Origin of the sequence: Dyella sp. 2RAB6, assembly GCF_052115385.1 — a bacterium.
Taxonomy (GTDB): Bacteria; Pseudomonadota; Gammaproteobacteria; order Xanthomonadales; family Rhodanobacteraceae; genus Dyella_D.
In genome coordinates, this window is record NZ_JBFRGP010000001.1 from 400176 (window position 1) to 417800 (window position 17625).

General features: G+C 68.1%; 16 protein-coding genes. 7 read left to right on the plus strand and 9 right to left on the minus strand.

Features of this window, described 5'->3' with window-relative positions:
• Nucleotides 1–4: 4 nt before the first annotated feature.
• From AB4083_RS01800 to AB4083_RS01810, 3 genes are all read right to left on the minus strand, one after another.
• Nucleotides 5–514 (minus strand): methylated-DNA--[protein]-cysteine S-methyltransferase, encoded by a 510-nt coding sequence (locus tag AB4083_RS01800; protein ID WP_441606045.1) that lies wholly within the window; start codon nucleotides 512–514, stop codon nucleotides 5–7.
• Nucleotides 511–2019: an AlkA N-terminal domain-containing protein gene (locus AB4083_RS01805; protein ID WP_441606046.1), complete on the minus strand. Its 1509-nt coding sequence runs from the start codon at nucleotides 2017–2019 to the stop codon at nucleotides 511–513. Before AB4083_RS01805 ends, AB4083_RS01800 begins: the two co-directional genes overlap by 4 nt.
• A gap of 176 nt (nucleotides 2020–2195) precedes the next feature.
• On the minus strand, nucleotides 2196–2771 hold the full coding sequence (locus AB4083_RS01810; protein WP_441606047.1) for a hypothetical protein: 576 nt from the start codon (nucleotides 2769–2771) through the stop codon (nucleotides 2196–2198).
• A 188-nt stretch (nucleotides 2772–2959) separates the two neighbouring features.
• Here AB4083_RS01810 and hutU point away from each other — a divergent pair, with 188 nt between their 5' ends.
• The 3 genes from hutU (at nucleotide 2960) to AB4083_RS01825 (ending at nucleotide 8474) form a co-directional block, all read left to right on the plus strand.
• Nucleotides 2960–4630 carry a urocanate hydratase gene (gene hutU, locus AB4083_RS01815; protein ID WP_441606048.1) on the plus strand — a complete coding sequence of 557 codons (1671 nt, stop codon included), beginning with the start codon at nucleotides 2960–2962 and terminating at the stop codon, nucleotides 4628–4630.
• 258 nt (nucleotides 4631–4888) lie between these two features.
• Nucleotides 4889–5662, plus strand: coding sequence for a TenA family transcriptional regulator (locus tag AB4083_RS01820; protein WP_441606049.1), 774 nt, complete (start codon nucleotides 4889–4891; stop codon nucleotides 5660–5662).
• A gap of 91 nt (nucleotides 5663–5753) precedes the next feature.
• Nucleotides 5754–8474 carry a putative bifunctional diguanylate cyclase/phosphodiesterase gene (locus AB4083_RS01825; RefSeq protein WP_441606050.1) on the plus strand — a complete coding sequence of 907 codons (2721 nt, stop codon included), beginning with the start codon at nucleotides 5754–5756 and terminating at the stop codon, nucleotides 8472–8474.
• 103 nt (nucleotides 8475–8577) lie between these two features.
• Here AB4083_RS01825 and msrA read toward each other — a convergent pair whose 3' ends face one another.
• Nucleotides 8578–9282, minus strand: a complete 705-nt coding sequence (gene msrA, locus AB4083_RS01830) for a peptide-methionine (S)-S-oxide reductase MsrA (protein WP_441606051.1) — start codon at nucleotides 9280–9282, stop codon at nucleotides 8578–8580.
• A gap of 143 nt (nucleotides 9283–9425) precedes the next feature.
• Here msrA and AB4083_RS01835 point away from each other — a divergent pair, with 143 nt between their 5' ends.
• The gene (locus tag AB4083_RS01835; RefSeq protein WP_441606052.1) at nucleotides 9426–10259 is read left to right on the plus strand and encodes an arylamine N-acetyltransferase family protein; all 834 of its coding nucleotides are present in this window, start codon (nucleotides 9426–9428) and stop codon (nucleotides 10257–10259) included.
• A gap of 107 nt (nucleotides 10260–10366) precedes the next feature.
• Here AB4083_RS01835 and AB4083_RS01840 read toward each other — a convergent pair whose 3' ends face one another.
• Genes AB4083_RS01840 through AB4083_RS01850 form a run of 3 tightly spaced genes read right to left on the minus strand, consistent with a single transcriptional unit; the run spans nucleotide 10367 to nucleotide 11477 of the window.
• The gene (locus tag AB4083_RS01840) at nucleotides 10367–10597 is read right to left on the minus strand and encodes an RNA-binding S4 domain-containing protein (protein ID WP_441606053.1); all 231 of its coding nucleotides are present in this window, start codon (nucleotides 10595–10597) and stop codon (nucleotides 10367–10369) included.
• The gene (locus tag AB4083_RS01845; protein WP_441606054.1) at nucleotides 10597–11034 is read right to left on the minus strand and encodes a barstar family protein; all 438 of its coding nucleotides are present in this window, start codon (nucleotides 11032–11034) and stop codon (nucleotides 10597–10599) included. Before AB4083_RS01845 ends, AB4083_RS01840 begins: the two co-directional genes overlap by 1 nt.
• Nucleotides 11031–11477, minus strand: coding sequence for a ribonuclease domain-containing protein (locus AB4083_RS01850; RefSeq protein WP_441606055.1), 447 nt, complete (start codon nucleotides 11475–11477; stop codon nucleotides 11031–11033). Before AB4083_RS01850 ends, AB4083_RS01845 begins: the two co-directional genes overlap by 4 nt.
• A 119-nt stretch (nucleotides 11478–11596) precedes the next feature.
• Between AB4083_RS01850 and AB4083_RS01855 the strand changes: the two genes are divergently transcribed.
• Nucleotides 11597–13162, plus strand: coding sequence for a POT-type proton-dependent oligopeptide transporter (locus tag AB4083_RS01855; RefSeq protein ID WP_441606056.1), 1566 nt, complete (start codon nucleotides 11597–11599; stop codon nucleotides 13160–13162).
• A 141-nt stretch (nucleotides 13163–13303) separates the two neighbouring features.
• Nucleotides 13304–13846, plus strand: a complete 543-nt coding sequence (locus AB4083_RS01860; RefSeq protein ID WP_441606057.1) for a hypothetical protein — start codon at nucleotides 13304–13306, stop codon at nucleotides 13844–13846.
• 96 nt (nucleotides 13847–13942) lie between these two features.
• Here the strand turns inward: AB4083_RS01860 and AB4083_RS01865 are convergent, their stop codons facing one another.
• Nucleotides 13943–15187 (minus strand): TIGR03862 family flavoprotein, encoded by a 1245-nt coding sequence (locus AB4083_RS01865; protein ID WP_441606058.1) that lies wholly within the window; start codon nucleotides 15185–15187, stop codon nucleotides 13943–13945.
• 197 nt (nucleotides 15188–15384) lie between these two features.
• Between AB4083_RS01865 and AB4083_RS01870 the strand changes: the two genes are divergently transcribed.
• A complete protein-coding gene (locus AB4083_RS01870) occupies nucleotides 15385–17232 on the plus strand; it encodes an ABC transporter ATP-binding protein (RefSeq protein WP_441606462.1) in 1848 nt (615 codons plus the stop codon).
• A gap of 155 nt (nucleotides 17233–17387) precedes the next feature.
• On the opposite strand, the gene AB4083_RS01875 is transcribed toward AB4083_RS01870, so the two are convergent.
• Entirely contained in the window at nucleotides 17388–17615 is a 228-nt protein-coding gene (locus AB4083_RS01875) for a hypothetical protein (RefSeq protein WP_441606059.1), read from the minus strand.
• Between the last annotated feature and the right edge of the window lie 10 nt (nucleotides 17616–17625).

Sequence of the window (17625 nt, forward strand, 5' to 3'; positions counted from 1 at the left end):
AGCCCTACGGCAACGCGAACAGGTCGCCGTGCGCGATGCGGTCTTCCATCGACAGCAGGAAACGCTTGGTCGGCAGGCCACCGCCGAAGCCGGTGAGGCTGCCGTCGCTGCCGATCACGCGATGGCAGGGCAGGATAATCGGGATCGGATTGCGCCCGTTCGCCGCGCCCACCGCGCGCATCGCCGCGGGCTGGCCGATGCGCCGCGCCAGTTCGGCGTAGCTGATCGTCACGCCATAGGGGATACGCCCCAGTTCCTCCCACACGGCGAGCTGGAACGGCGTGCCGATGGGATGCAGTTTCAGTTCGAAACGGGTGCGCTCGCCGGCGAAGTATTCCTCCAGCTGCCGGCGCGCCTGCGCCAGCGGTTTCGCGGCGGGAATCCATTCCGGCGCCGGCGACTTGCGGTGCTTGCCGGTCTCGAACCACACCTCGCGCAGGCCTTGCGCATCGGCGACCAGGCGCAGTTGCCCGATCGGCGTGGGCAGTTCGTCGTACCAGATCGTCTCGCTCATGCGCTCTTTCCCGTGGCCTTGGCGCGCTCGGCCGCATCGGTGGCGGCGCGCCACAGGTGCATCACCGCATAGGCGCGCCAGGGGCGCCAGTCCTCGGCCAGCGCGGTGAGCGCCTTGGTGCTCAGTTCGGCGCCGTCGCCAGCAGCGACTCGGCGCAGGATCAGGTCGGCGGCGGGGAAGGCGTCCGGATGGCTCAGCGCGCGCATCGCCATGTAATGCGCGGTCCATTCGCCGATGCCGGCCAGTTCCACCCAGCTCGCGACGAAGGCGTCCAGCGGCTGCTCGCTGCGGAAATCGATGCGCCCGTCCAGCAGCGCGCGCGCCACGCCCTGCACGGTGTTCGCGCGTGCCGAGGTGAGGCCGACTTCGCGCAGGTCGACGTCGACCAGCCGCTCCGGCCCCGGAAACAAGCGTTCCAGTCCCGGCGGAAGAATGCCCGTTGCCGGCGTGCCCCAGCGCTGCACGATGCGCGTGGCCAGCGTGCGCGCCGCCGCCACGCTCACCTGCTGGCCGAGGATCGCGCGCACCGCGATCTCGAAACCGTCCCAGCCGCCGGGAAGGCGCAAGCCGGGGCGGCGTTGATGCAGCGGTTTCAGCACGCCGCCCGCGCGCATCACCGCGCCGATCGCCAGCGGATCCGCATCGAGATCGAACATGCGCCGCAGCTTCGACACCACGCCGAGCATCCGCGCCGGTTGCGGACATTGCAGTTCCAGCCTGAGCGCATGTTCGCCGTGCGGCCATGCGCTCAGGCGCAGCCAGCCGGGCGCATCCGCCGGGCCGAACACGCGCGCGTAACTGTGCGCGTCCACCTGCTCAACGCCCGGCAGCGCGCGCGTGCGCAGGAAGCCGAGGATCGCCTCGAAGTCGTACGGCGGCCGGTAATTCAGGCGCAGCACCAGTCCGCCGTCCGCCGCCTTGGCCGGATGGCGGCGCAGCTCGCGCGGCGGCATCCGGTTCGCCTGCTGGAACGCCGCGTTGAAGCGCCGCAGGCTGCGGAAACCGGAGGCGAGCGCCACGTCGGTGACCGGCAGGTCGGTCTCGGTCAGCAACTGCTTGGCGAACAGCAGGCGGCGCGTGGTGTGCACGCTGATCGGCGGCGCGCCCAGGCGTTCGACGAACACCCGGCGCAACTGGCGCGCGCCGAGCCCTAGGCGCTGCGCCATCTCTTCCAGCGAGTCGTTCTCGAGCACGCCCTGTTCCATCAGCTTCAGCGCGCGCGCGATCACATGGTCGCCGCGCTGCCAGCCGTCATTGCCCGGCGCCAGCTCCGGCCGGCAGCGCAGGCAGGGGCGGAAGCCCGCGGCTTCGGCAGCCGCTGCCGTGGCGTAGTAGCGCACGTTCTCCACTTTCGGCGACGGTGCCGGGCAGACCGGGCGGCAGTAGATGCGGGTGCTGGTGACGGCGGTGAAGAACAGGCCGTCGAAGCGCGCGTCGCGGCTGAGACGGGCTTGCTCGCAAAGGCGGTCGGGGAGGGGCGCGTGGGGGGCGGGGACGGTGGCCATGCAGCAAGGCTAGCACCGGGCGCCACGGGCGACTCGCCGTTTTCGGACATCAATAGGGGCGGCTCCCCGGTAGGTTGGGGTGAGCGCAGCGAACCCCAACGTGATCCTCCGGTGAGAGGCTTGTTGGGGTTCGCTGCGCTCACCCCAACCTACGCCGTGGCGTGTGCTGTGGAGTGCTACTTCACCGGCGCCATCAAATGCTGGTACGGCGTCCCCGCCCACATCACATACGGCACCGACGTATCCGGATCCGCGCCTTTCGGATACGCGTCGTAGAACGCTGCATCCGCGCCGACCACCATGATGTGCGGGCCGGTCTTGACCCAGTGGTTGCTCGCGTCGGGTTTCGTCGCGTACGGATCGGTGTTGCTCGCATCCGTGCCGCCCGAAAGCATGTACATCACGCCCAGCTTGCCGGTCGGCGGCGGCTTGTGGCTCATCCAGGCCTGCGCCCATTCCATCGCGTTCTTGTCCATGCACATCGGGTCCGGCCCGGGGGTTTCCGGGTTGTCCGGCATGCAGGTGAAATCGTTGCTGCCTTTGCGCAGCGTGCGCGCGGTGCCGTCCGCATTCATCGCAATGATGGTCGCACCCTTGGCGACGCCGGCCGGCGCGGCGCGCATCGCGCTGGCGATCAGTTGCGCATCGCTCGGCGCTTTCTTCGCCGCGGTCTTGTCCGCCGCGGCTGCGCTGGTGGCCATCAGCAGGCTGACGATCAGCGCCGCGAGGTAAGTCGTACGTGTCGCGTACATGGAAGCCTCCCGTTCGAACCTCGACGGTGGCCAGTGCCCGGATTCCCCTGTGCAAAAGTCTGGCCCCGCCCCGGGAGTGCGGCAATCAGCCAAAAGGACGGTGCGGCGCGGTTTTGCCGCAGTGCAGTTGGCGGCGGCGAAAACCCGCGCCCATAATTGCGATTTCCCCCCGCAGGTCAGGATTTCCCATGAATGCCCCGACGCGTATCGACACCACCCGCACCATCCGCGCGCCACGCGGCAGCGAGCTGAGCTGCAAGAGCTGGCTCACCGAGGCGCCCTTCCGCATGCTGCAGAACAACCTCGATCCGGAGGTGGCGGAAAATCCGGCGGAACTGGTGGTGTACGGCGGCATCGGCCGCGCCGCGCGCAACTGGGAATGCTTCGACGCGATCCTGCGCGCGCTGCGCGAACTGAACGACGACGAGACCCTGCTGATCCAGTCCGGCAAGCCGGTCGGTGTGTTCCCCAGCCACCCGGACGCGCCGCGCGTGCTGCTGGCCAATTCCAACCTGGTGCCGGCCTGGGCGAACTGGGAGCACTTCAACGAGCTCGATAAGAAGGGCTTGATGATGTACGGCCAGATGACGGCCGGCTCGTGGATCTATATCGGCTCGCAGGGCATCGTGCAGGGCACCTACGAGACCTTCGTCGAGATGGGCCGCCAGCACTTCGGCGGCAGCCTCAAGGGCAAGTGGATCCTCACCGCCGGCCTCGGCGGCATGGGCGGCGCGCAGCCGCTGGCGGCCTCGCTGGCCGGCGCCTGCTCGCTGAATATCGAATGCCAGCAGAGCCGCATCGATTTCCGCCTGAAGACCCGCTACGTGGACGAGCAGGCCACCGACCTGGACGACGCGCTGGCACGCATCGCCAAGTACACCGCGGCCGGCGCAGCGAAGTCGATCGCGCTGCTGGGCAACGCCGCCGACGTGCTGCCGGAACTGGTGCGCCGCGGCGTCAAGCCCGACGCGGTGACCGACCAGACCAGCGCGCACGACCCGGTCAACGGTTATCTGCCCAGCGGCTGGACGGTGGAGCAGTGGTTCGAGCGCCGCAAGAGCGACCCGGCCGGCACCGCCAAGGCCGCCAAGCACTCCATGCGCACGCATGTCGAGGCGATGCTGGCGTTCCAGCGCCTGGGCGTTGCCACCTTCGATTACGGCAACAACATCCGCCAGATGGCCAAGGACGAGGGCTGCGCGGACGCGTTCGAATTCCCCGGCTTCGTGCCGGCCTATGTGCGCCCGCTGTTCTGCCGCGGCGTGGGTCCGTTCCGCTGGGTGGCGCTGTCCGGCGACCCGGAAGACATCTACAAGACCGACGCCAAGGTGAAGGAGCTGATCCCCGACGATCCGCACCTGCACCGCTGGCTGGACATGGCGCGCGAGCGCATCAGCTTCCAGGGCCTGCCGGCGCGCATCTGCTGGGTGGGCCTGGGCCTGCGCCACAAGCTGGGCCTGGCCTTCAACGAGATGGTGCGCAACGGCGAGCTGAAGGCGCCGGTGGTGATCGGCCGCGATCACCTGGATTCCGGCTCGGTGGCCAGCCCCAACCGCGAGACCGAGGCGATGCAGGACGGCAGCGACGCCGTGTCCGATTGGCCGCTGCTCAACGCCATGCTCAACGTGGCCGGCGGCGCCACCTGGGTCTCGCTGCATCACGGCGGCGGCGTGGGCATGGGCTATTCGCAGCATTCCGGCGTGGTGATCGTGTGCGACGGCAGCGCGGCGGCGGACCAGCGCCTGGCGCGCGTGCTGTGGAACGATCCGGGCACCGGCGTGATGCGCCACGCGGATGCCGGCTACGACATCGCCGTGCAGTGCGCGAAGGAGCAGGGGCTGAAGCTGCCGATGCTGTAAGGCGGCATCGCCCTGCGCTGACCCGAAACGCCCTCCTTGCCGGGGGCGTTTTGCTTGCCGGCGCCCAGGCACGGACTCGCGCTACGGTACGCCTCCCGCGGGGGCGGATGGGGCGGCCGATGGCACTACCCCGAAGAGCCGGACACTTTTCGATGTCCTGCCACCTCCACTCCGAAGAATATGTGATCTCCGGCACCTTTCTGGCGCCGGGGTGTCGGCCGTTCGGCTGACGCCAGTCAAAACACTGGAGATCGCATCATGTCTACGCAATTTGAACGCACCGGCGCACTGATGGAGCTGAGCAGCTATCCGAGCTGGGCACAGGACATCATCCACGCCGCCGAGGAAACCAGGCGCAGGGTGGTCGGCCACGAAATATGGGAGCTGATGATGAACAGTCGTCTTCACGCGGCCTCCACACGGGATTTCATGGTCGGCATCTGGCCCGTCATCGAGCGCTTCCCGGCCTACATGGCGCTCAGCCTGCTGAAGACGCAGTACGGCCGCACCCAGGGCGACAACCTGGCCAGGCGCTGGCTGGTGCGCAACATCCGCGTCGAGCAGAACCACGCCGAGTACTGGCTGGACTGGGCCGAAGCCGCGGGCATCAGCCGCGACGAGGTCCTGCACGGGTTACCGCCCCATGGCACCGGAGCCTTGCCCGACTGGTGCGAACAGGTAAGCACCAAGGCCTCTCTGGCCGCCGGCATGATCGCCACCAATTACGCGGTGGAAGGAGCGACCGGGGAATGGTCGCAGAAGGTGTTCGAAAGTCCGTACAAGGAGACCTTTGCGGCCGAAACCCGGGGCAAGGGCTTGCGTTGGCTCCAGCTTCACGCAGCCTACGATGATACTCATCCTTGGGAGGCGCTCGAAATTGTGTGTACGCTAATGGGGACGGCGCCGACGCCGGCCGAGGTGGCGTATCTGGGGGAATGCGTGCGACGCAGCTACGTCAGCATGCAGATCACCTTGGACCGCTGCCTGGACGTGCGCCAGGATCCGTGGTCGGTCAGTGAAGCCGCAGCCTGACGCAACGCGTTTGCCGGGCAGGACGCATCGCAGGCAGTGGATGTCGGCTTGAATGAGGACACGGGACGCTATGCGTAACGCTCGTACCGGCTTGCGAAGACCCCTGCTGCAAAGGCTGCTGCCGCTGGCCTACGCACTGGCGGCAATGCTCGGGCTGGTCCTCGCCCTTACCTGGGGGGCCTTGCAGCTCCAAGTGACTCTCGCCGGTTTTCTCAACGGCGAGAGTCTTTGGTCCAAGGCGCAGAAGCAGGCGGTGGTCGACCTGGAGAACTACGCCACCAAGGGCGACCCGCTCGACCTCACCGGCTTCCGCCGCAACTACGCCGTGCTGATGACCGACCGCTATGCGCGCGACGCCATCGACAGCGGCCATTTCGACCGGGCCAAGGTGATCGAGGCGTTCCGCCGCGGCGGGGTGATTCCCTCGGCGATCCCCGGCATGGTCTTTATCCTGCAGTACTTCTCCGCCGCGCCGCATATGCGCGAGGCGCTGGTCGACTGGCATTCGGTGGACGGCCAGATCGCCGAACTGAACGTGATCGCCGGTGAACTGGAGCGCGCCTACGCGGCCGGTGCGCTGGCCCCGGCCGAGCTCGCGCGCCAGCGCGACCGCATCCACCGGCTCAACGATTTCATCGAGCCGCGCAGCAGCAGCTTCTCGCTGCACATCGCCAACGGCGCCACCTGGATGGGCCGGGTGCTGTTCGCCAGCGTGGCCCTGATCACCTTGATCGCCGGCTTGTCGTGGCTGCGCATGGCGCGCCGCATCCTGGCCGGCATCCGCGGCACCGAGGAACGCTACCGGCTGCTGTTCGACAGCGCTGCCTCGGCCATCGTGATGGTCGACGAATCCTCCGGGCAGATCCTCGACGCCAACCGCACCGCCGCGCGCTGGACCGGGCGCGATCCGGACCAGTTGCTCGGCGAGTCGTTCGCGCGCCTGTTCGCCGCGGGCGAGGCGCCGCAGGACAGCAACGTCGCGCTGCTGCGCGACGCCGGCGGCGAAGCCCGCCCGGTGGAAACGCAGAGCGCGCTGGCGCTGTGGGGCGAGCGCTTCGTGCGGCAGGCGATCATCAGCGACGTGTCCGAGCGGCTATCGATGGAGCACGAACGGCGCATCGCCTCGGAGGCGCTGGCCGGCATCGCCGAAGGCGTGGTGATCGCCGACGCCGAGCGGCGCATCACCACGGTCAATACCGCTTTCACCCGCATCACCGGCTACGACGCCGATGCGGTGCGCACGCGCCGCTTCGACGAAACGCGCTGCCTGCTCGACGGCTCGCCGCTGCCGGCCTCGATCTGGGACACCGTCGCCAACGGCGGCAACTGGAAGGGCGAGGTGTCCAGCCGGCGGCAGGACGGCAGCAGCTATCCGGAACTGCTCAGCATCAGCGCCATCCGCGATACCTACGGCCGCGTGCAGCACTACGTGGCGGTGCTGACCGACATCACCGCGATCAAGGCCGACCGCCTGCGCCTGGAACACCTGGCCACGCATGACCCGCTCACCGGCCTGGTCAACCGCGCCGAGTTCGAGCGGCTGTGCGAGCACGCCATCCTCGGCGCCACCCACGACCGCAATGCGGTGGCGGTGCTGTTCGTCGACCTGGATGCGTTCAAGGTGGTCAACGACAGCTACAGCCATGCCATCGGCGACAGCCTGCTGGTGAAGGTGGCCGAGCGCATCGACCGCGCGCTGGGGCCGCACGACGTGGCCGGGCGCATCGGCGGCGACGAGTTCACCGTGCTGCTGGGCCGGCTGCCGACGCGCGAGGATGCGCGCACCATGGCCACGCGCCTGCTGTCTTCGCTGGCCGAGCCGGTGCTGGTGGGCGACTACGAGATCGCGCTCAGCGCCAGCATCGGCATCGCCGGTTTCCCGCTGGACGGCGGCGATCCGATCACCCTGATCACCAATGCCGACGCCGCGATGTACGTGGCCAAGACCGAAGAGCGTAACGCGTTCCGCTTCTACACCCCGCTGATGCACGCCGATGCGCGCCGCCGCCTGATGCTGGGCGTGGACCTGCGCCAGGCCCTGCTGCGCGGCGAGCTGTACCTGGTCTACCAGCCGAACGTGGAACTGCGCACCAGCCGCATCGTGGCGGTGGAAGCGCTGTTGCGCTGGCGCCATCCGGAACGCGGCGTGCTGCTGCCGGACGAATTCATCCCGATGGCCGAGAGCCTGGGCCTGATCCGCCAGATCGACGAATGGGTGATGCGCGAAGCCTGCGCGCAGGTGCGCCGCTGGGACGAAGCGCAACTGCCGCCGCTGCGCATGGCGATCAACGTTTCGGCCAGCACCTTCGGCCACCGCACCTTTATCGAACGGCTGGGCGCGGCACTGGATGCCGAGCAGCTGGACGGCAAGCGCCTGCTGGTGGAGATCACCGAGAGCGCCATCCTGCGCCTGGGCGAACAGACCGACCGCACCATGCATGCCTTGCACGCGTTGGGCGTGGGCGTGGCGATCGACGACTTCGGCACCGGCTATTCCTCGCTGGCGTATCTGAAGCTGTCGGCCATCGCCTTCCTCAAGATCGACCGCTCCTTCATCAACGGCCTGCCGCAGGACGCCAACAACGCCGCGATCACCGAGGCGATGCTGGCCATCGCGCACAGCCTGGGCCTGCGGCCGATCGCCGAAGGCATCGAGACGAAGGAGCAGCACGATTTCCTGCTCAAGGCCGGTTGCGCCGAAGGCCAGGGTTTTTACTACTCGCGCCCGGAAGCGGCCGAGGAGGTCGCGCGCCAGCTGGTGCGCAACCCCAAGCCGGCGAAGCTGCGGCTGGTGCCGCCGAAGCACCGCTGACGATGCCGGCGTAGGTTGGGGTGAGCCGCAGGCGAACCCCAACGGTGCGAGGCGGCCCACGTTGGGGTTCGCCTGCGGCTCACCCCAACCTACGCCGGTTGTTTCAGTGCAGCCGCACGTCGACCACGCTTTGCTCCGGCTTGTACTCGGCCGGGAACAGCTCCTTCAGATGGCGCACCTTCGGCGCATCGTTGATCACGATGTACGGATAGTCCGGGTGCAGCCGCGCGAAATCCTGGTGGTAAGCCTCGGCCATGTAGAACGCCTTGAGCGGCGCGACCTGGGTGACGATCGGCGCGCGGAATACATGGGCCTGGTCGAGCTGGGCGATATAGGCAGTGGCGACGCGCTTCTGCTCGTCGCTGCCGTAGAAGATCGCCGAACGGTACTGCGTGCCGGTGTCCGGCCCCTGGCGGTTGAGCAGGGTGGGATTGGTGGCGACCGAGAAGAACACCTGCAGCAGCTTGCCGTAGCTGACCTTGGCCGGGTCGTACACGACCTTGACCGATTCGGCGTGGCCGGTATTGCCGCCGGAAACCTGTTCGTAGCTGGCCGTGGCGGCGTCGCCGCCGGCATAGCCGGACCAGACCTTCTTCACGCCCTTGACGTGCTCGAACACCGATTCCACGCCCCAGAAGCAGCCGCCGGCGAACACCGCGATCTGCTCGCCCTGCGCGGGCGCGGCATCGAGCGTGGGTGCCGGTGCGGTGACGGGCGCGCTGTCGGCGGCGACAACGCCGCAGGCGGTGGTGCCGGCGGCCAGCATCAGGCCGGCGAGCAGGCGAAGGCGGGGCAGGCGGATGCGCATGGTGCGGAACTCCATCGATGGACAGGGCAGCGCATGTCGAGTCAGCGCCGTTCGCTGTGTTTTCGCCCACGCATGGCACGGGGTTACCTCGGGCCGCGGTGCTATCTTGCCGCCTCCCCAGCCGTACCCCCAAGGTGCTTTCCATGAGTTATGCCATCGACCTGCCGGCCTACCTGCGGCGCATCGGTTTTGAGGGAGACGTCAGGCCCGATGCCGCCACCTTGCGTGCGCTGGCCGTGACGCATGTGGCGGCGATCCCGTTCGAGAATCTCGACCCGTTCCTGGGTATTCCGATCGCGCTTGAGCTGCCGCGGCTGGAGCGCAAGCTGCTCGAGTTCGGGCGCGGCGGTTACTGCTTCGAGCAGAATTTCGTGTTCCGCGAGGTACTGCGGGCGATCGGTTATCCGGTGCAGGGCCTGATCGCGCGCGTGCTGTGGCAGCGCGACGACAACGACATCACGGCGCAGAGCCACATGCTGCTGCGGGTGGAGATCGATGGCGAGAGCTGGCTGGCCGACGTGGGTTTCGGCGGCATGGTGCTGTCGGGCGCGCTGAAGCTGGTGCCGGGGCTGGAGCAGGCGAGCGCGCACGAGCCGTACCGGTTGCTGGAGAACGATGGCGTGTGGCGCATGCAGGCGCTGGTGCGCGGGCTGTGGCAGACGTTGTACCGCTTCGATCTGCAGCCGCGGGAGGACATCGACTATGTAGTGGCGAACCACTATTCGTCGACGTTTCCGGAGTCGCATTTCCTGCATGGGTTGAATGTTGCGCGTAGTGCGCCGGGGCGTCGGTTGGCGCTGCGGGGGCGGGATTTTGCGGTGCATACGATGGGTGGGGAGACGGTGCGGCGTACGCTGACCGATACCGACGAGATCCTGGAACTGCTGGAGCGCGAGTTTCTGCTGCGGGTGCCCCAGGTGACGCACTTGCGCGCGCGCATCGACGCGATGCCGCTGCCGACCGCCACGACTGCCTGACCGGCGTAGGTTGGGGTGAGCCGCAGGCGAACCCCAACACTGCGGGGTTTGGGTATGACGGTGTTGGGGTTCGCCTTTGGCTCACCCCAACCTACGCCATGACGTTGTCACGCCGGGGGCCGCTTCACCCGAATCCGCACGTCGTCGATGTCAACGACTTGCCCCGCATGGATCTTGCACGTCTTGCGCAACTCCTGCTGCCCGTCGACGTACACCGCTCCGCTGGCGACGATCGCCTTGCCCGCACCGCCGCTGTCGCACAGGCCGATCAGCTTCAGCAGCTGGTTGAGTTCCACGTGTTCGTGGCGTTCGTCGAGATCGAAATCGATGGACTGCATCAGAAATCCGGGTCGTTGAAGGCGCTTTCGGGCATCGCGAAGAAAGCGAAGAACGGCTTGCCGTCTTCCTGCCAGCTCTCGGCGGCTTCGTCGAGGATGTCCAGCAGGATGTCGAAGTCTTCCTCGCTGGCTTCGCGCAGGTCGTCGGCGTGGTCGAACAGCAGCAGGTAGCCGCTGCCTTCGAGCCAGTCCAGATCGTTGACGGCGTCGGCCAGGGCGTCCCAGTTGTCGCCGAATTCGGCGGGCAGGCGCCAGGAGGCTTTCAGGCGGCGCAGCAGTTCGTCCTTGCCGGTGCAGCCCTGCAGGCTGGTGCGCGCGACGAACAGGCCCTGGCTCGCGCCCTGGGCGCCGAGCGGGTCGAGGTCTTCCTCGATCACGAAGAACACGCCGCCGGCATCGGGGTCGTGCAGGTCGATGTCGTGGTCCTGGGAAGTCATCGCGACACCTCGAATGCGCGGAATGTGCGGTAGTGATCGTCGGTGTAGTAGTAGACCACCGGCGGATTACCGCCAGTGATGATGCGCCGCGCGCCGCGATAGTCGAGGCCGGGCGTGGCCACCGTGTACTCGTGGTAGTAGCCGCGCGGCTGGGCCGGCAGCAGGCCTTCGCGGTTGCCGAACACCACGCCGTCCTGGCGGTTCGGGAACGGTCCGCCGCGGGCGATCAGGGCCAGCGTGTCGCCTGCTTCGGGCGGCAGGAAGGAGGGCAGGCCGGCGGCCGGCGCGGCTGCATTCCGGGTCTGGCGCGCGGCCGGCGCGGGCATGGCGGCGGACTGCACCTGCGGCGCGGCGGCAGGAACGGGCGGCGTCGCGCGGCGGTTCCACATGAAGACCGCAAAGACCACCACGGCCAGTACGAGCAATGGTTTGAAGGAGCGCATGAGACCCCGCCGCTTGAAGTGGCGCGCAGCTTAACAGGGCCTTGTGACGCGGTACCGCCTTGGTGTTCGCAATATCTTGCGGCACACTCGAGCCTTTGGCCGGTCCCCTGGAGCCACGCATGAGCGCCGCCCCTTCCACCGCGCGCGGCCGCCTGCCGCGGCAGATTCCCTTCATCATCGGCAACGAGGGCTGCGAGCGCTTTTCGTTCTACGGGATGCGCAACATCCTCACCCCGTTCCTGATCACCTCGCTGCTGCTGCACCTGCCCGAGGCGCAGCGCCCCGGCGCGGCCAAGGACGTGTTCCACAGCTTCGTGATCGGCGTGTACTTCTTCCCGCTGCTGGGCGGCTGGCTGGCCGACCGCTTCTTCGGCAAGTACCACACCGTGCTGTGGATGAGCCTCGTGTACTGCCTGGGCCACCTGTGCCTGGCGCTGTTCGAGCACGATCCGACCGGCTTCTACATCGGCCTGGGCCTGATCGCGCTGGGCGCGGGCGGGATCAAGCCGCTGGTGGCTTCGTTCGTCGGCGACCAGTTCGACAGCGCAAACAAGCATCTGGCCAAGCCGGTGTTCGACGCTTTCTACTGGATCATCAACTTCGGCTCGTTCTTCGCCTCGCTGCTGGCGCCGATGTTCCTGCGCCACTTCGGCGCGGCGGTGGCGTTCGGTATTCCCGGCGCGCTGATGCTCGCCGCTACCTTCGTGCTGTGGCTGGGCCGCCATCGCTACGTGATGGTGCCGCCGTCGCCGCCCGATCCGGATGCGTTCTCGCGCGTGCTGCGCACGGCGCTGCTCAGCCAGGCGCCAAGGCAGGGGCCGGCGCAGGCGCGGCCGGGCCTGTGGCTGGCCGGCGCGGGCGTGCTCGCTGCCGTGGCGGCGCTGGCGATGACGCCGGCGCTGGGCGTGGTGATCGCGCTGTGCCTGGCCATCGTCGCGCTGATCGGCGGCGTGGGCGGCGGTGCCTGGCTGCAGCTGGAGCGGGCGCGCGGCCGGCATCCGGACGCGGCGGTGGACGGCGCGCGCAACGTGCTGCGCGTGCTGGTGATCTTCGCCCTGACCACGCCGTTCTTCTCGCTGTTCGACCAGAAGGCCTCGACCTGGGTGCTGCAGGGCAACGCGATGGCCGCGCCGGCTTGGTTCCATCCGGCGCAGATGCAGGCGCTGAACCCGCTGCTGGTGATGCTGCTGATCCCGTTCAACAACCTGGTGCTGTTCCCGCTGCTGCGCCGGCGCGGCAGCGAGCCCACCGCGTTGCGCAAGATGACCGCCGGCATCGCTTTCGCCGGCCTGGCCTGGATCGTGGTGGGCGGCTACCAGCTGCTGCTGGACGACGGGCAGGCGCTGTCGATCGTGTGGCAGGTGCTGCCGTACCTGCTGCTGACCTTCGGCGAAGTGCTGGTCTCCGCGACCGGGCCGGAGTTCGCCTACAGCCAGGCGCCGGCCTCGATGAAGGGCGTGATGATGAGCTTCTGGTACCTGGCCACCACCATCGGCAACCTGTGGGTGCTGATCGCCAATGCCGCGGTGCGCGACCAGGCGGTGACCGGGCATATCGCCAGCACCGGGCTCAGCGTCGACGCCTTCCAGATGTTCTTCTTCGCCGCCTTTGCGTTGCTGGCCGCGCTGGCCTTCGGCGCCTACGCGCGGCGCTACTGCGAGGTGGACAACTACCGGGCGGCCTGACCGGCCCGCGCATATGGACGGCTAGACGGATGTGCCTGCGGCGGCCCGGTCCTGCGAACGGCGCCGCATTGGAGCGCATCCGGCGTTGATCTGTTGCGATGCCGCATGTACATTTCAAAAAATTTGCGTGGGGGGGAAACCATGAATAAGCGGACGATGGCCCGTGGGGCGGGCTTGGCGGTGGTCGCGTTGGCGCTGGCCGCCTGCGGGGGACACAAGGCGCGCGAGACCGTGCCGATGGACGCGCTGGTGGTGCCGGCGTTCGCGCCGTGGATCAGCGTCGAGCCGACCCAGGGCGACCTGCAGGTGCGCGGCCTGGACGAGAAAGTGGTGCTGAGCCCGTCGCGCCCGGTGTCCGAGGTGCTGCAGGCGCAGCTGCGCCAGGCGCTGCAGCCGGCCTATATCTCCAACCTCACGGTGGCCTGCGAGCGGGTCAAGACCGACATCCGCGTGCGCCACGAGGACGACAAGCCCTCCGTCGCCACGCTGGACATCAGCATGCGCTGCACCACCAATGCGCGCGGCTTCGTCACGCGCAGCGAGCCGCGGCTGGAGCCGACGGCCGAGGTCAACGGACAGACCAACTATCCGAAGCTGTTCGTCAGCCTGCTGGACAACGCCTCGAAGGAACTGGCCACCAAGCTGCAGGCGGATATCGACGCCAGCAAGGCGAACCTGAAGTAAGCAACGCTGTAGGTTGGGGTGAGCCGCAGGCGAACCCCAACATCACCACGTTCAATCGCGCCGCACCGTTGGGGTTCGCCTGCGGCTCACCCCAACCTACGACGTTCGACGGGCCAGCGCCCAGGCCGCCGCGGCGCAGCCCGCGCGCAGCCCGCTGGCGAAGCAGGCGGTGAGCAGGTAGCCGCCGGTCGGCGCTTCCCAGTCCAGCATCTCGCCAGCGCAGAAGGTGCCGGGCAGGGCGTTGAGCATCAGCCCTTGGTCCATGGCTTCCAGGCGCACGCCGCCGGCGCTGCTGATCGCTTCGGCGATGGGGCGCGGTTGTTTCAGGCGCAGGTCCAGGCGCTTGATCGCGCGGGCCAACCTGGCGTGGTCGTGCAAGCTGCCCTTGTCCACCAGCTCGTGCAGCAGGGCGGCCTTGACCCCGGTAATGCCGGCCTGGCGGCGCAGGTGGTCGCTCAGCGAGTGGCTGCCGCGCGGCTTGGCCAGGTCTTTTTCCAGGCGCTCCAGCGTTCGGTCCGGTGCCAGGTCCAGGGTCAGCGTGGCGTGGCCGTCGCGCACGATCGCATGGCGCAGCTGCGCCGACAACGCATACACCAGGCTGCCCTCGATGCCGGTGGCGGTGATCACGCACTCGCCCTGGCGCTGCTGCTCGCGCCCGTCGGCATCGCGCCAGTGCGCTATCACCGGCTTCAGCGGGGCGCCGGCATGGCGTTCGGCCAGATGCGCGCTCCAGCCGATATCGAAACCGCAGTTGGCCGGCTGCAGCGGAGCCACGTCCACGCTGCGCGTGGCCAGCCACGGCTGCCAGGCGCCATCCGAGCCGAGCTGCGGCCAGCTGCCGCCGCCCAGCGCAAGCACCGTGGCATCAGCGCGCACCGCCAGTTCGCCGCCGGGCGCGGCGAAGCGCAGCGCGCCGTCGTCCGTCCAGCCCAGCCAGCGATGCTGTACGTGGAAGCGCACCCCGCTCTCGCGCAGGCGGTGCACCCAGGCGCGCAGCAGCGGTGCGGCCTTGAGGTCGGCCGGAAAGACGCGCCCGGAAGTGCCGATGAAGGTGTCTACGCCGAGGCCGCGGGCCCAGTCGCGCAAGGCATCGGCGTCGAAATCGTCCAGCCAGCGCCCGACCTCCGCCGCGCGTTCGCGGTAGCGCTGGTCGAAGGCAGGGCGGGGCTCGCCATGGGTGAGGTTCATGCCGCCCACGCCGGCGAGCAGGAATTTCCGCCCGACCGAGCCCTTGCCTTCGTACACGTCGACGTCGAGGCCGGCAGCGCGGGCGGTTTCGGCGGCCATCAGGCCGGCGGGGCCGGCGCCGACGATGGCGAGGGTGGGCATGGGCGTAGGCATGAGGCGCGCATTGTAGGTTGGGGTGAGCCGAAGGCGAACCCCAACGCTGCAGCAGCCTGGCAAGGTCCGTTGGGGTTCGCTGTGCTCACCCCAACCTGCGCCCACTTGCTATAGGGAAGGGCGGCCCTCAACTTGTCACTCCCCTCACCCCCGTTTCAGGCACCATGCCTCGCCTGGCATGGCAGGACCTCCCCATGATCTTCCGCTGGTTCGAATCCCTGATCGACGCCTTCAAGGAACCCGACGACGGCATGCCGCCGGATTCGGTGTGGCGTTTCTACGTGTTCTATCTGCGCCAGGTGTGGCCGGTGTTCGCCGCCGCCATCGTGGTGGGTTTCGGCGTGGCCATCGTCGAGGTGGCCATGTTCAGCTTTATCGGCCGCATCGTGGACCTGGCGAAGGGCGCGCCGGTCGCCGACTTCTTCGCCATCCACGGCAACGAATTGCTGTGGATGGTGTTCGTCACCCTGATCGCGCGCCCGGTGCTGATCCTGCTGCACGACCTGCTGGTGAACCAGGCGATCGTGCCCAACCTCACCAGCCGCATCCGCTGGCAGAACCACCGCTACGTGATCCGGCAGAGCCTGGGCTTTTTCCAGAACGACTACGCCGGCCGCATCGCCAACCGCATCATGCAGACCGCCGGTTCGCTGCGCGAATCGGCGGTGCAGATCGTGGACGCGATCTGGTACGTCACCATCTACACCGGCAGCGCGCTGGTGATGTTCGCGCACGCCGACGTGTGGCTGGCAGCGCCGTTGCTGGCGTGGCTGGTGCTCTACGTCATCACCCTGGCGTATTTCGTGCCGCGCACCAAGGAGCGCTCCTGGAAGCAGTCCGAAGCGCGCTCGCGCCTGATGGGCCGCATCGTCGACGGCTACAGCAATATCCTCACCCTGAAACTGTTCGCGCATACCCGCCGCGAAGAGGCCTATGTGGCCGAAGCGATGGGCGAGCAGATCCAGCGCATGCGTTCGATGACGCGCCTGACCACCGGCATGGACGCCACCATCGCCACCCTCAACGGCTTCCTGATCGTCGGCACCTCGGCGCTGGCGATCTGGCTGTGGAGCCAGGGCCGGGTGACGGTGGGCGCGATCGCGCTGTCCACCGGACTGGTGATCCGCATCCACAACATGTCCGGCTGGATCATGTGGGTGGTCAACGGCATCTTCGAGAACGTCGGCACCGTGCAGGACGGCCTGGAAACCATCGCCAAGCCGCGCCAGGTGCAGGACCGCCCCGGCGCCGTGCCGCTGCAGGTGAATCGCGGCGGCGTGCGCTTCGAGGCCATCCATTTCCACTACGGCAAGAAAGGCGGCGTGATCGCCGGCCTGGACCTGGCCGTGCGCCCTGGTGAAAAGATCGGCCTGGTCGGCCCCTCCGGCGCCGGTAAGTCCACCTTGGTGAACGTGCTGCTGCGCCTGTACGACCTCGAAGGCGGGCGCATCCTGATCGACGGCCAGGATATCGCCCAGGTGCAGCAGGAAAGCCTGCGCTCGCAGATCGGCGTGGTGACGCAGGACACCTCGCTGCTGCACCGCTCGATCCGCGACAACCTGCTGTACGGCCGCCCGGATGCCACCGAGGAAGAGATCCGCGAGGCGGTGCGCAAGGCGCGCGCCGACGAGTTCATTCCGCAACTGGTCGATGGCGAAGAGCGCACTGGCTACGACGCGCACGTGGGCGAGCGCGGCGTGAAGCTCAGCGGCGGCCAGCGGCAGCGCATCGCGATCGCGCGCGTGCTGTTGAAGGACGCGCCGGTCCTGATCCTGGACGAGGCTACCTCGGCCCTGGATTCCGAGGCCGAGGCAGCGATCCAGGACAGCCTGGAGCTGCTGATGCGCGGCAAGACGGTGATCGCCATCGCGCATCGTTTGTCCACCATCGCGCGGATGGATCGGCTGGTGGTGATGGACAAGGGGCAGGTCGTCGAAAGCGGGACGCATGCGGAGTTGATTGCGCATGATGGTTTGTATGCGCGGTTGTGGAAGCGGCAGACGGGTGGTTTCGTGGCTGCCGAGGACGATGCCGCGCTGGCTTGAGCTAACGCCTCGCCCCCCTCTGAGAGGGCTGGGGTGAGGGGCCGGTCGGAGTGGTGAGCTGAGTGTCGCCACAAGCTCAAGAGCTTGTCTTCGCTCCGCAGAAACGCTTCCACAAGAGCGCTCCCTCATCCGGCTGCCGCCACCTTCCTCGCTCCTCAAAGCCGCGCACGTCCCTGTGCGCTCCCCGCGTGCTCCCCGCCGGGGAGAAGGGATTCAAAGTCGCGCGGATTATCGTTGACCCATTCGCGCCAGTCAGTGAAACACCCGCCATCGCACCCGTGATGCGCCTCCAGCTTTTCTCCCTCCGCAGCAGCTTTCGCCAGCACCGCGAAAAAAACATCGCCGCATCCTTCCTCAACGTTCGCCGCGCCTAAGCTGGACATCCGTTCTTCC